Below are 13,856 nucleotides of genomic sequence, written 5' to 3' on the forward strand. Positions count from 1 at the left end.
TTATTTATCCGTGTACCGTTTCTGATTTTCCATAATTTCCAATGATGGAGCTTTCAAACTCTATCCATTCTTGCCAGCGTTTATCAATATCTATTTTTTCAGCATATTGTCTGGCAAATTTCAAAAAAGTTGTATAGTGTCCAGCTTCACTTACCATTAAATCGTGGTAGAATTTTGCTAGTTCTGGGTCTTTTATGTTTTTGGAAAGCACTCTGAAGCGTTCACAACTTCGAGCTTCAATCATTGCTGCAAAAAGTAATCTTTCGACCAAAGCATCGTTACGGCTACCGTCTTTTTTTGCAAATTTGACTAAATCATTAACATAATTGTCTTTTCTTTCTCTGCCTAACGTCAATCCTTTTTCTTTAATGATGTTATGAACCATTTGAAAATGTTCCATTTCTTCTAAAGCAATTCTGGTCATTTCGGTCACTAATTCTTCTTTTTCTGAATTATTGATGATAATATATATGGCATTGGAAGCCGCTTTTTGTTCGCACCAAGCATGATCGGTTAGAATCTCTTCAATATTTGATTCAACGATATTTACCCATCTTGGGTCAGTAGCTAATTTTAAACCTAACATAATAGTATTCAATTTATTGATTACAAATTTAGCTTTTTAGTTTTGATTTTTCTTTCAAAAAGCTAGAATCAGAATGAAATAGTATTATTTTGTACCCACAATTAATTTGACATGAAAAAATTATTGGTAATTGGTTTTGTTTGGCCAGAGCCTAATTCTTCGGCTGCGGGAAGTAGAATGATGCAACTCATTGGTTTGTTTCAAAACCAAGGATATGAAGTTACTTTTGCCAGTGCAGCTCAAGATAGTGATTTTATGGTTGATTTATCAAATTTTGGTATTCATAAAGTCGCTATAAAGCTTAATGATTCTAGTTTTGATGCGTTTGTCAAAGCAATGCAGCCCAATGTGGTTTTGTTTGATCGATTTATGATTGAAGAACAGTTTGGTTGGCGAGTAATTGAAAATTGTCCTGATGCAGTTAGACTTTTAGATACAGAAGATTTACATTGTTTGCGAATAGCGCGACAAAAGGCATTTAAGCAAAATCGACCATTTTCCATCAATGATTTGCTAGTTGAAGATGTTGCAAAGCGAGAGATTGCGTGTATTTTGAGATGTGATTTGACATTAATGATATCCGAATTTGAGATGGATCTTCTGCAGACTGTTTTTAAAATTGATCCCTCGCTATTGTTTTATTTGCCGATTCTTTTGGATGCAGTTGAAGCTTCTTTTGAGAAAAAATTACCTTCTTTTGAAGAGCGAGAAGGTTTTGTCTTTATTGGAAACTTTCTTCATGAGCCTAATTGGAATGCCGTTCAATATTTGAAAGAGACGATTTGGCCTAAAATTCTTCAAAAACTACCGAATGCTACTTTGAAAATTTACGGATCGTATCCTTCTCAAAAAGTACTGCAGCTTCATCAGCCGAAGACTAATTTTTTTATTATGGGACGCGCTGAAGACGCTCAGGAAGTAGTTCAACAATCAAAAGTAGTTTTGGCTCCTTTGCGTTTTGGAGCGGGTATAAAAGGAAAATTATTAGAAGCGATGCAAACAGGTACGCCTAATGTAACCACTACTATTGGTGCAGAATCTATGCAGGGAGATTTACCTTGGAGTGGCTATGTTAGTGATGCTGTTGAAGAATTTGTAGACGCAGCAGTTCAATTGTATACTGATAAATCCAGCTGGCTTACATCACAACAAAATGGTTTTTCTATTTTGTATAAAAGATATCAAAAAGATCTTTTTGAAGGTATTTTTATAGAACGATTACAGCATTTGTTGGCTACCATTGCCGAACATCGACGGAATAATTTTTACGGTGCACTTTTGCAACATCATACGCTTGCTAGTACAAAATATATGTCCAAGTGGATTGAAGCTAAGAATAAGTAAAAAAAATCCCGTTTTGAAAAATTCAAAACGGGATTATTATAATAAAGAAAACTTTGTTATGCTAGCATTGTTACTGGGTTTTCTATGTATTGTTTTAATGTCTGTAAAAATTGAGCGCCTGTCGCACCATCAATAGTTCTATGGTCACATGCTAATGACAACATCATAGTATTGCCTACAACAATTTGTCCATTTTTCACTACTGGCTTTTCAACGATTGCTCCTACAGAAAGAATAGCTGAATTTGGTTGATTGATGATAGAGTTGAATTCAGTAATTCCAAACATGCCTAAGTTAGAAATGGTAAAAGTACTTCCTTCCATTTCAGTAGGTAATAATTTTTTGTTTTTTGCTCTTCCTGCTAAATCTCTTACACTAGCACCAATTTGTGATAAACTCATGCCGTCAGTAAAAGGTAATACAGGAACAACTAAACCATCTTCAACAGCTACTGCTACACCAATATTTACGTGATAGTTGATAGTGATAGCATCCTCTTTCCACTGTGAATTGATTTTTGGATGTTTTTTTAATGCCAAAGCACTTGCTTTAATAACCATATCGTTGAAAGAAACTTTGGTATCTGGCACAGTATTGATTACGGATCTTGATTTCATAGCTTCGTCCATACTCACTTCAATTACCAAATTGTAATGAGGTGCTGTGAATAAAGATTCTGATAAACGTTTTGCGATAATTTTACGCATTTGAGAATTCTTAATCTCTTCTGTTGCTACTTGTCCAGCAGGAACATAAGGTTTTGGAGCTGCTACAGCTTCTGTTTTAGCAGCTGGTGCTTGTTGTGGAGCTGCTTGAGGAGCAGTAGTTGCTTGTGGTGTAAAGTTTTCGATATCGCTTTTTGTGATACGTCCATTTTCACCGCTTCCTTTAACTTGTGATAATTGGATTCCTTTTTCTGATGCTAATTTCTTAGCTAGAGGGGAAGCTAATATTCTTTGTCCGTCGGCGCTTGGCTCTTGAACAGTTTCAATGTTTTTTTCTGTTGTTGCTGGTGCAGCTGCTGTTTCTGTTGCAACAGGTGCAGCGGTAGTTCCGCCAGCAGTAAAGCCAGCTGCCACTCCAGTAATATCAGTTCCTGCAGGTCCGATTATAGCTAAAAGACTGTCGACAGGAGCAGTATTTCCTTCTTGAATTCCTATATAAAGTAAAGTTCCAGCGTTGAACGACTCAAACTCCATTGTGGCTTTGTCTGTTTCGATTTCAGCTAGGATATCTCCTTCTGCAACAGTATCTCCTACTTTTTTTAACCAAGTTGCAACGGTACCTTCAGTCATAGTATCGCTTAATCTAGGCATAGTTACTACGATTACTCCTTTTGGAAGTTCTGTAGCGGTAGTAGTAGCTGCTGGTGCAACAGCTGTCTCTTTTGGAGTTTCTGTTGCTGCTGGTGCAGGTGCTGTAGCGCCTCCAGCAATTAATGCCGTTACATCTTCGCCTTCATTTCCAATGATTGCAAGTAGTGAATCTACAGGTGCAGTTTCTCCTTCTGGTATTCCAATATATAATAGCGTTCCTTCATTAAAGGATTCGAATTCCATTGTTGCTTTGTCTGTTTCGATTTCAGCTAGAATATCTCCTTCATTTACTTTGTCACCTACTTTTTTAAGCCAAGTCGCTACCGTTCCTTCAGTCATAGTATCGCTCAAACGAGGCATGGTAATAATTGTTGCCATAATGGATTATAATTTATGAGGGATGAATGGATAGTTTTCTTGTTCGTATACCACATCATAAAGTTGTTGTACTTCAGGATATGGAGATTCTTCAGAGAATTTTACGCATTCTTCTACCAAATCTTTAACACGTTGGTCAATCACTTCGATTTCTTCCTCTGTTGCATATTTTTGATCTAAAATTACATCTAGTACTTGCGTAATTGGATCTATTTTTTTGTATTCTTCAATTTCTTCTTTAGAACGATACAATTGAGCATCAGACATTGAATGTCCTCTATAACGGTAGGTTTTCATTTCTAAGAATGTTGGTCCGTCGCCACGTCTTGCTCTTTCGATAGCTTCTGTCATTGCTTCGGCTACTTTCACTGGGTTCATTCCGTCAACAGGACCACAAGGCATTTCATATCCTAATCCTAGTTTCCAAATGTCGGAGTGATTAGCTGTTCTTTCAACTGAAGTACCCATTGCATATCCATTGTTTTCTACAATGAAAACCACTGGTAATTTCCATAACATGGCCATGTTGAAAGCTTCGTGAAGGGATCCTTGGCGAGCAGCTCCGTCTCCAAAGTAAGTAAGAGTAACTCCTCCTGTATTGTTGTATTTATCTCCAAAAGCTAAACCAGCTCCTAATGGGATTTGTCCTCCTACAATTCCATGTCCTCCGTAGAAACGGTGTTCTTTTGAGAAAATGTGCATAGAGCCTCCCATACCTTTTGAAGTACCTGTAGCTTTACCTAGAAGTTCAGCCATTACTCTTCTTGGGTCAACTCCCATTCCGATTGGTTGTACGTGGTTTCTATAGGCGGTAATCATTTTGTCTTTTGTCAAATCCATAGCATGGAGTGCTCCTGCTAAAACGGCTTCTTGACCATTGTACAAATGAAGAAAACCTCTTATTTTTTGTTGTATGTAAAGAGCAGCTAGTTTGTCTTCAAACTTTCTCCAAAGAAGCATGTCTTCATACCACTTTAAATATACTTCTTTCGTAACTTCTTTCATCTGAAATAATTCTTTTGTAAGTGTTAATACTATTCGAAATGGTGTAAAATTTATTTTATAGAAATACAGTTTCTGAAATCTGAACTTCTAATCCAACACAAAATCGCGAAATGCAAAAATAAGACATTCCTAGTAAGCAATAAAATTTAACTACCAGTTTTTATTCTGATTAGAGGAATTTTTTGTTAAACATAAAAGGAAGTAGGTTTTTAAGTGAATCAGACTGGTAGATTACACCTGTTTCTCCCATAAAATAAATTTCAATAGGTTGGTCTTGTTTAATTTCATATTCGGCTATAACTTGTCTGCAAGCGCCGCATGGTGGAATGGGTTCTGTAGTTGGGTTAGTGTCAGAGGCAGCGCTAATGGCCATACTCTTTATTTTCACACCAGGATAATTTGCTCCCGCATAAAAAAATGCCACACGTTCTGCACAAAGACCAGAAGGATATGCCGCATTTTCTTGGTTGGAACCACAAACTATTTTGTTGTTTTCCAAAAGTAAAGCGGCTCCTACTCTAAAATTTGAGTAAGGAGCATAAGCGCTTTTGCGGATAGCAATCGCTTCTTGCATTAAGTCTTGAATTTCATTGGGTAATTCAATTATTGTATCAAATTGTTTGAATGAAGTTGTGAGATTAATTTCTTTCATAATTCTATATTTTATTAAGTAGGCATTATAAAAAAGTCGTGTTCATTGTTGAGGAAAAAAAATCCAAATTTCAAGGCTAATGCTTTTGAAATTTGGATTTATTACCAATTTAATGCGTTTTCTAGTAATTTTCGTATTTGTCTCCAAAATTGAAGGTTAAAGAAAAGCGCAAGGTATTCTCTAAAGGATTTTTAACTCGTGAAGCAGAAAACAAATAGGATACATCTACTTTGACCACATTATATTTGAATCCAGCTCCTAAAGACAAGAATTTTCTCGCTCCTTTTTCGTCACTTTCGTGAAAATAACCTGAACGCAATGAGAAAGCATCTTGGTATTCGTATTCGGCTCCAAAGGCATACGTTATTTCTTTTAATTCTTCGCTAAACCCACCAGGTGCGTCACCAAAGGATTTAAAAATTCCAGAAGCCCATCCAATTCTACGATAATCTTCTGTTTTTTGAATCGATTCTGCATTGGTATCGGTGCTTTCGTATTGTGGAGTGGGCACTAATAATTTGTTGAATTCTAAATTGACACCTATTTTGTTATATTCGTCTAAAATGAAATCGAATCCTCCTCCAATCTTTAAATTAGCAGGCAAGAAATTTGTGCTGAACTCATCATTGTCGTAGCTGATTTTTGGTCCCAAATTTTGAATATTGAAGCCTCCTCTCCAGCGACCATTAAAGTCAGCATAGGCTAATTCTTCGGATTGATAATAGCCCGCTATGTCTACTGCAAATGTGCTAGCTGGCGAAGCATCTCCATTGTCTGATGCTACTTTTAGGTTGGAGTGAATGAATCTTCCTGCTACAGCCATTGAAAATTTATCACTTAATTGTAGAGAATAAGATCCGTCTAGTGCGAATTCGTTTGGAGATACTAGTCTTGGGATATCATTGGCATTTTCGCGAAGTTCAATTTCTCCTAAGCCAAAGTATCGTAGACTACCAGCGAAAGCACTTCTGTTGTTTATTCGGTTATAGTAGGTAACTTGACCTAATGAAATGTCATTTACAATATCGGTAAGGTATGGTGTATAGCTCACCGAAAACCCCTGTTTGTCAATAGCAAACGCATATTTTGCTGGATTCCATTGTTGAGAATAAGCGTCTGGAGAAGTAGCTACTCCTAGGTCGCCCATACCAGCTGCTCTTGCATCGGCAGCAATTAATAAAAATGGAACTCCTGTAGTAATGGCTCTTTCTTGTGCCACTAAATTAGTAGTAACTAAACCAATAAAAATCAAAATAAATTTCTTCATTATGCTATTAAAATCATTGAACAAATATAGAATAAATTAAAGGATAACCAATTTTTCGATTTTTTCTGCTTTCTTGCTATTTAGTGCAGATTTCACAGTTAATCTATAAACGTAAACCCCTTTCCCAAGTCGATCTCCATAATCATCTTTACCATCCCATTTTATGTCTCTCGACAAAAAGCCTTCAGTAGTAACAATTTGGTTTTTGGACCATACCACTTTACCTGTGATGGTCATCACTTGCACTTGAACTTCTAATGGTTCAAATGGCCTATTATGAGTGAACCAAAATTCGGTATAACTTACAAATGGATTGGGGTAATTCAAAACGTTTGTAAGGGTTATAGTTTCGTTTCCAACGACCAAAAATTGTATTTCACTTATCACAGGATTATTATATACATCCCAAGCTTTAAGGGTTAAGGTATGATGTCCTATTGAAAGATTTCGAAAAGGAAACCTTATGGTACCCGAAGTAAAATCATCTAGTTTGGTTTCATAATAGTCATTTAAAATAATAGGATTGCTCTCATCTCCGTCTAAAATAGCTACAATATCATGACCTATTCCACTGGCAGTATTAATACCGTTTTCGTCTTCCAATTGCGCTATTAATATTGGAGATTGATTGGTTGTACCGCCCGAAACAAAATTTTCATCATTCATATATAACTTCACTTTTGGACTAATATTGTCTGCAACTGCATTTTCATTAATTCCTCCTATTTTAATAGTAGTATTTTGTCCGGTTTGGTTTTCAAAAGCATTGTCTTTTTTTGAATAAAAACTAATCTTTCCATTACCAACTGGAATGCGAATATCTTTTGGGACGACAAAGCTAAATTCAAATTGACCATTTTTTACTGTGCCATTTCCTCTAAAAATGGCTTCTCCTAAAACTGAAAATGCTAAGCTGGGACTATTTCCATCATTATTAAGGGTATTTCTAGTTACTAATTTATCAGTTATAATTGTTGCGATTTCCCCATTATAATTAGACAGTAAATTATTGTTTTCATCAGTTACTTCACCAGAGAGTTTCATTTTAGCCAATGACTTGAAGTCGTCTATTGGTTGCAAAATACTGACATCGTTCACTTTTGTTAAGTTGATTTTAGGTTTGGGGATAGCCAATTGCAAAGCAGGATCACCTATAAAAACCACCACGTTTGTTGAAGAATTGGGACTCGCGTTTTTAGAAACACGCAGGGCTTCTGCTATTGAAGTGTAAGTGCTCGAACCGAAAGAAAGTAAATTCCGAGTCAATATTGGGTTGAAATTTTCAGCACTGAACTGTCCGATAGAGCGTATTGTTGTAATCATTGCAATAGCACCACCTTTTGGATTCCAATAGGTAAATTCACCAGCCGTTGGACGTAAAGGATTATCAAATCTAGAAAACTCACAAGTAATCGTTACAAATAGTGGGTATTTGAATGGATTATTCAAGTTTTGCCCGTCTGATTTTTCCCAAATACGTTCAGCAGCCAATCCGTCTTCACCACCATGTCCTAAATAATTAAAAACTAATGCGCCTTTTTCGAAGGAATTGAATAAATCGATTCTGGCTTTTGGATATCGAAATCCACCAGCTGATGCTTCTTGCATATAGGAGTCAAGTAAAATTTTGGAGACATTTAGAAATGGTTTTTCAGTCGTGATTAAGTCTCCTAAATTATTTTGTTTTTCTTGTAGGGAAGCGTCTGAGGGAACATCTGAATCATCACCTATGAGTACGAAGTTGTTTCTCCAATTTCCATAAGATTTTATATCGTGATAGTCGATTACTTTCTGAACCATTTCATCTGCTTGCTTACTGTCGTTTACAATCATTCGTCCCACTGCAATATCAACACCTCCAAAAGATCCAACTATATTACCCTCGTTAGCATCCATTAATCCAAAAAAATCATCTGAAGCAAAAGATGATTCTCCTGAAGCATTACTTCGAAGCGAATGATAAATAGGTACTATATTGCTGTTATTTGGAATTCTGTTTTTGTAATCGTAGGACGCATCTCCAAAAAGGTTCACATATTTAATTCTTTTATCTGCAGATGAAGCATTGTCGTATATATATTTAATGCAATTTCGTATGGCCCCAATATCTTGTTTTCCTGAGGCAAATTCGTGATAAATAGACTCGGTTGGGATTACTTTTACATTCAAATTAGAATAATTTCTGTGGAAAGAGGCTAGTTTTTCGGCTTGATTAAGTAAGGAATTCGGTGTGATAATTACGTAATCGATGTCTTGAAATTGACCAAGATTGTTTTTGAAAAGGGTTCCTTTAATGTTTTGGTTGGCAACTTTTGGTTTTTTTGAAAGGGATGGAGTTAAAAAGTCATTCGAATCTAGAGCAATATATTTTCTGATTTCGCCTAGATTGGCTTTAAAGCTAAATTGACTTTGATTGTTATTTTCAATTTTTTGAATAGCATTGAGTTTGGTTACATCCCATATTTGATTTATTGTTGAGGCATTAGAAAATATATATTCTACAATTCCACCTGTAGAAAAAGCATTGTCGTATTGAAAATGAAATTGCTTGCCGTAACCTACTAGTTTTCTTTTGGCTACCACTTTTATATAATCTAAATAGCCAATTGCGTTTGGAACGCCTCCATTATTATAAGTGTATTTTATTTTGCTTTTTTCGGAGCCTAAAAAAGAAGCAGTAATTGGAAGGTTACCTGTATAAAATGAAATTCCTGAATTGATAGTAAGAGCTGGGAAATTTATGGTTCCAATAGGAGAATTATTTGCAGCAATAAGGAATGATGTTGGGGTAAAGCCTGCGGAAGCTGTTTCTGTACTAATTTTTACAGGTATAGTTGTGTCAATATTTGGAAATTCAAAATCGAACTCATGTTCTTTGTTACTATCAAATTTTTCACCAAACCATTGCCGGCCTAATTGCCCAATATTGATTTGATCCACTTCATGAAATTGTGTGTCATCAAATGTTGTTAGACTTAGGGTTGGACTTCCTGTTGGTTGATTTAGCGATTGAATTCTTTTTCCTGCTCCACCTGAAGCGGTGATGTAATAATATGACTGATCTTCAAATAGGTTGTTGAAGGTTTTACTCTCTTCATTCCAAGTGTCAGTCCCTTCCCCATAAAAGAGAATGTAGTCATTATTATCGAAAACACCATCATTTTCTCCAATGACTTCAATTGGTGTTTCTTCTATGTCTAGTGGATAGGTATTGTTGTTGTTCAGCGGAATCATTTTTCCTCCATTACCAAATATTTTGATTCTTTTGGGATCAACACCATTGGTAGAAAAACCAAGTTGTTGCAAAAAATTCTTGGATATTTTATATACCCCCGATTTTTGTATTTGAAATTGAAACCAATCTCCTGAAGCCAATACCGAATTACTGATTGAACTGGTAGCGAGGACTTTGTATTGGTTTGAAATTCGATTCAAATTTGGGGATGCTGTATAAGAAAAAGAGGTGATTTTTTTGAAGCCCGTAGCATCCTTGATTATGGGAGAAAGTGTTAATAGAGTCTTGGTCAGGTCTCGTGAAGTTGATTTTTGAAAGTTTTCATTTGGAGTGGCTGGTATGCTAGTTATGGATAAATCACCCAGCTCTTCAGTACTAATTTTCTCGTAAGTAATGTTGGTTAAAGAAAAATTATTTTCTGAAGAGTTAGGGAGCAATGTGACAAAATTTAGCGATTTATTGATGGGATCAAACTGAAAGTTAGTACTATCAAAAGTAGGGATGCGAACATAATAATGACCCATTGATATTGTTTGTATTGGAAACCAATTAATGGTTATTGTAACCTTGTTTTGCCCCAATACTAATAAAGGGAATAAGTAGATTAACCAGACAAGTAATTTGTGTTTCATGGGTGCTATAACGGGTATAAGTAGCGTATATTTTAATACGTAAAAATAATTTAATTACTCTAGGTTTTAACAATAAAAAATATATTTTTGCGTTGGTATTGAGGAATTGAATAAATTTAATTAGCCCCGTTTAAATTATTAAGTATCGGTGTTGTAGGTATAAGGTTAATTGTTATATTGCGGCACCAAATTATGACCTATTAATAGTATGAAAGTAAAGAAAATTTTGAACTTAAAATTGATCACATCAATTTTACTGATTGCAGGATTAGCTAGTTGTAGTAAGAAATCTAGCTCTAGTAATGCTTCAAGAGCAACCGGATGGAACTTAGATCGTCAGAAAAACGTTGCTTATAAAAATAAAAATCAAGCTGGCCCTGGTTTGGTTTTTGTAGAAGGAGGAACTTTTACTATGGGTAGAGTTCAAGATGATGTAATGCACGATTGGAACAATTCTCCAACACAACAACATGTTCAATCCTTTTATATGGATGAAACAGAAGTAACCAATTCTATGTACTTAGAGTATCTAGAATGGTTGAAAAAAGTTTTCCCTCCAACTGAAGAAAATTATAAAAATATCTATGAAGGAGCATCTCCTGATACTTTGGTGTGGAGAAATCGTTTAGGATATAATGAAACGATGACCAATAACTATTTAAGACATCCTTCCTATGCTGAATATCCTGTCGTTGGTGTTAACTGGATTCAAGCCAATGAGTTTGCAAAATGGAGAACCGACCGTGTAAATGAAAACATGTTAGAGAAAACCGGTTATCTAAAGAAAAACGCAAAAATAACCGATGTTTCTGCAGAAAGTCCTTTTAGTTCTGAGACCTATTTAGCATCGCCTACTTCAGTATACGGAGGTAATGAAGAAATAGTGCTGAAAGATAAAGCTAAAAGAAAAGCTCCAAAAGCTAGTAAAGATGGCAAGGTAACTGAACACAAAAATGTATATGCTCAACGTTCTTCTGGAATTTTATTGCCAGAATATCGTCTTCCAACGGAAGCTGAATGGGAATATGCGGCGGCGGCTGATGTAGGACAAAGAGAATATAATATTTATAAAGGACAAAAAAAATATCCATGGTCTGGAAACTACACTCGTTCGGCAAAACGTGTAAGTAGAGGAGACCAATTGGCTAATTTTAAACAAGGAAACGGAGATTACGGCGGAATTGCTGGTTGGTCAGATGATGGAGCAGATATTACTAACCAAGTTAAAAAATATCCTGCCAATGATTTTGGTTTGTATGACATGGCTGGTAACGTTGCTGAATGGGTTGCAGATGTTTATCGTCCTATAATCGATAATGAATGGAATGATTTCAATTATTATAGAGGAAATAACTATACCAAAAACAAAATTGGTAAAGACGGAAAAATAGAAATCGTTACTACAAGCACTATTAAGTATGATACTTTGAGTAATGGTAAATTGGTAGCTAGAGCATACCCTGGTCAAATTGCTCAGGTTCCAGTAGATGAAAACGAAACTTATTTAAGACAAAACTTCGATAAGAGCAACAATATTGATTACAGAGATGGAGATAGACAATCTACTCGTTACTATGATTTTGGAGGAGAAGAATCTAAAAATAGTAAAGATTCTAAAAAAATGTACAACTCTCCTAAACACAATGTTCAAATTGATAGTTTAGGAAGAATGACAAAAACTTATGACAAATCAACCAAAAGAACAACCTTAATAGACGACAAAGTTCGAGTATACAAAGGGGGATCTTGGAGAGACAGAGCCTATTGGTTGGATCCAGCTCAAAGAAGATATTTGCCACAAGATATGGCAACAGATTATATTGGTTTTAGATGCGCAATGTCTAGTGTAGGACCTAAAGCACAAAAGAAAAGATCACCAAGAAATTAAAAAACACATATTATATTTACAAAAGCCCTAATTAGGGCTTTTGTTTTTTTAAAACTACTGATTATGGAAATTGCGAAAATTCATGAATTGTTTCTTGCCTGCGACTCTATTTCAATAGATACTCGAAAAATTCGACCTAATTCATTTTTTGTAGCCATAAAAGGCGACAATTTTGACGCTAATACTTTTGCAACCGAAGCTTTGTCAAAGGGCGCAAAATATGTGTTGATTGATAATGCTAATTATTATATAGACGAAAGAACTATAGTTGTTGAGGATAGTTTGGTTGCGTTACAAGATTTAGCCCGTTTTCATCGAGTATTTTTAAATATTCCTATTGTGGCACTAACGGGTAGTAATGGAAAAACCACAACAAAAGAGCTTATTCAAGTGGTGCTTTCTAAAAAATTCAATACCAAGGCAACTGTAGGGAATTTGAATAATCATATAGGTGTTCCGTTGACCTTACTTTCTTTTGATTCAAATACTGAAATTGGTATAGTTGAAATGGGTGCCAACCATCAGAAAGAGATTGAGTTCTTGTGTTCTATTGCTACACCTGATTTCGGGTATGTTACCAATTTTGGCAAAGCTCATTTAGAAGGTTTTGGTGGTGTAGAAGGAGTTATTAAAGGGAAAAGTGAAATGTATACTTATTTGAGTCAAAATGATAAAACAGTATTTATTAATCTTGATGACCCTATTCAGGCAGAAAAATCAGTACATTTCAAGCGCTTTACTTTTAGTACTCTTCAGTCAACTGCTGATGTAAAAATTGAAAAAGTTACAGCAAATCCTTTTGTGGTTATTACTCATGAATTTGGTGTGATTACAACGCATTTAATAGGATTGTATAATGCTAACAATGTCAATGCTGCATTGGCTATTGGCACTTACTTTGATGTGCCACAAGCTGCAATAAAAGAAGCGTTAGAAAATTATATTCCACAGAACAATAGGTCCCAGTTGTTAGAGAAAGGAACCAATTCCATTGTGCTAGATGCTTACAATGCTAATCCTAGCAGTATGGCGGTTGCTATTGATAATTTTGTTCAGTTGGATAAACCTAATAAGATTTTAGTTTTAGGAGACATGTTTGAGTTAGGTGCCGCTAGTTTAGTGGAGCACAAACAAATTGTAGATAGGTTGATTAAAGAGTCAGATGTCCAGAGTTTTTTTGTAGGGAAAGATTTTTTTGCAAACAAAGCTGTTGCACAAAACCTGCACTTTTTTGTTTCATTTGATGATTTTTCTGCTTATCTCAAAGAGCATCCCTTTGTCAATTCGACATTTCTGATTAAAGGATCTAGAGGGATGGCATTAGAGCGAACACTAGATGTTTTATGAACAAGCAACGCAACTTTTAAAAAGGTTGCGTTTTTATTTTCCCCCTTTTAAAAGCCTTTAGAAGTCAATTTAGAGGAGTGAGAGAAAATTGATTACTTCTTATTCAGATTATCCAATCTTTTTGCTTAATCCCCAACTTTTGAACTTGATCCCTTATATTTCCGTGATGATAGAAACATAAACACACAAAAAAACCCTTCATTTTG

The 13,856-nt window shown here is 35.3% G+C and carries 9 protein-coding genes; 3 read left to right on the forward strand and 6 right to left on the reverse strand.

Annotation, left to right across the window (positions count from 1 at the left end; all coding sequences use genetic code 11):
- Positions 1-4: 4 nt before the first annotated feature.
- Complete coding sequence (locus ACSVH5_RS11655; protein ID WP_438061595.1) at positions 5-586, reverse strand: tRNA-(ms[2]io[6]A)-hydroxylase; 582 nt, start codon at positions 584-586, stop codon at positions 5-7.
- 111 nt (positions 587-697) lie between these two features.
- Here ACSVH5_RS11655 and ACSVH5_RS11660 point away from each other — a divergent pair, with 111 nt between their 5' ends.
- Positions 698-1,930 (forward strand): glycosyltransferase, encoded by a 1,233-nt coding sequence (locus ACSVH5_RS11660; RefSeq protein WP_438061596.1) that lies wholly within the window; start codon positions 698-700, stop codon positions 1,928-1,930.
- A gap of 56 nt (positions 1,931-1,986) precedes the next feature.
- Here ACSVH5_RS11660 and ACSVH5_RS11665 read toward each other — a convergent pair whose 3' ends face one another.
- The 5 genes from ACSVH5_RS11665 to porU form a co-directional block, all read right to left on the reverse strand.
- On the reverse strand, positions 1,987-3,624 hold the full coding sequence (locus ACSVH5_RS11665) for a 2-oxo acid dehydrogenase subunit E2 (RefSeq protein ID WP_438061597.1): 1,638 nt from the start codon (positions 3,622-3,624) through the stop codon (positions 1,987-1,989).
- A gap of 6 nt (positions 3,625-3,630) precedes the next feature.
- Positions 3,631-4,629, reverse strand: coding sequence for a pyruvate dehydrogenase (acetyl-transferring) E1 component subunit alpha (gene pdhA / locus ACSVH5_RS11670; protein WP_438061598.1), 999 nt, complete (start codon positions 4,627-4,629; stop codon positions 3,631-3,633).
- 169 nt (positions 4,630-4,798) lie between these two features.
- Positions 4,799-5,281, reverse strand: a complete 483-nt coding sequence (cdd, locus tag ACSVH5_RS11675; protein ID WP_438061599.1) for a cytidine deaminase — start codon at positions 5,279-5,281, stop codon at positions 4,799-4,801.
- A 121-nt stretch (positions 5,282-5,402) separates the two neighbouring features.
- Positions 5,403-6,548, reverse strand: coding sequence for a type IX secretion system outer membrane channel protein PorV (gene porV, locus ACSVH5_RS11680; protein ID WP_438061600.1), 1,146 nt, complete (start codon positions 6,546-6,548; stop codon positions 5,403-5,405).
- A 36-nt stretch (positions 6,549-6,584) separates the two neighbouring features.
- Positions 6,585-10,415, reverse strand: coding sequence for a type IX secretion system sortase PorU (gene porU, locus ACSVH5_RS11685; RefSeq protein ID WP_438061601.1), 3,831 nt, complete (start codon positions 10,413-10,415; stop codon positions 6,585-6,587).
- 208 nt (positions 10,416-10,623) lie between these two features.
- Here porU and gldJ point away from each other — a divergent pair, with 208 nt between their 5' ends.
- Both gldJ and ACSVH5_RS11695 read left to right on the forward strand, forming a co-directional pair.
- Complete coding sequence (gene gldJ, locus ACSVH5_RS11690) at positions 10,624-12,303, forward strand: gliding motility lipoprotein GldJ (protein ID WP_438061602.1); 1,680 nt, start codon at positions 10,624-10,626, stop codon at positions 12,301-12,303.
- A 63-nt stretch (positions 12,304-12,366) separates the two neighbouring features.
- Entirely contained in the window at positions 12,367-13,650 is a 1,284-nt protein-coding gene (locus ACSVH5_RS11695) for a UDP-N-acetylmuramoyl-tripeptide--D-alanyl-D-alanine ligase (protein ID WP_438061603.1), read from the forward strand.
- Positions 13,651-13,856: the final 206 nt, after the last annotated feature.

Origin of the sequence: Flavobacterium sp. RSSA_27, assembly GCF_051547125.1 — a bacterium.
In the GTDB taxonomy this organism is placed as follows: Bacteria; Bacteroidota; Bacteroidia; order Flavobacteriales; family Flavobacteriaceae; genus Flavobacterium.

Bases quoted from the DNA above. Each gene is read 5' to 3' on its own strand.
- ACSVH5_RS11665 (WP_438061597.1), bottom strand. From the start codon at position 3,624: ATGGCAACAATTATTACCATGCCTCGTTTGAGCGATACTATGACTGAA.
- gldJ (WP_438061602.1), top strand. From the start codon at position 10,624: ATGAAAGTAAAGAAAATTTTGAACTTAAAATTGATCACATCAATTTTA.
- porV (WP_438061600.1), bottom strand. From the start codon at position 6,548: ATGAAGAAATTTATTTTGATTTTTATTGGTTTAGTTACTACTAATTTA.
- porU (WP_438061601.1), bottom strand. From the start codon at position 10,415: ATGAAACACAAATTACTTGTCTGGTTAATCTACTTATTCCCTTTATTA.
- cdd (WP_438061599.1), bottom strand. From the start codon at position 5,281: ATGAAAGAAATTAATCTCACAACTTCATTCAAACAATTTGATACAATA.
- ACSVH5_RS11695 (WP_438061603.1), top strand. From the start codon at position 12,367: ATGGAAATTGCGAAAATTCATGAATTGTTTCTTGCCTGCGACTCTATT.
- ACSVH5_RS11660 (WP_438061596.1), top strand. From the start codon at position 698: ATGAAAAAATTATTGGTAATTGGTTTTGTTTGGCCAGAGCCTAATTCT.
- ACSVH5_RS11655 (WP_438061595.1), bottom strand. From the start codon at position 586: ATGTTAGGTTTAAAATTAGCTACTGACCCAAGATGGGTAAATATCGTT.
- pdhA (WP_438061598.1), bottom strand. From the start codon at position 4,629: ATGAAAGAAGTTACGAAAGAAGTATATTTAAAGTGGTATGAAGACATG.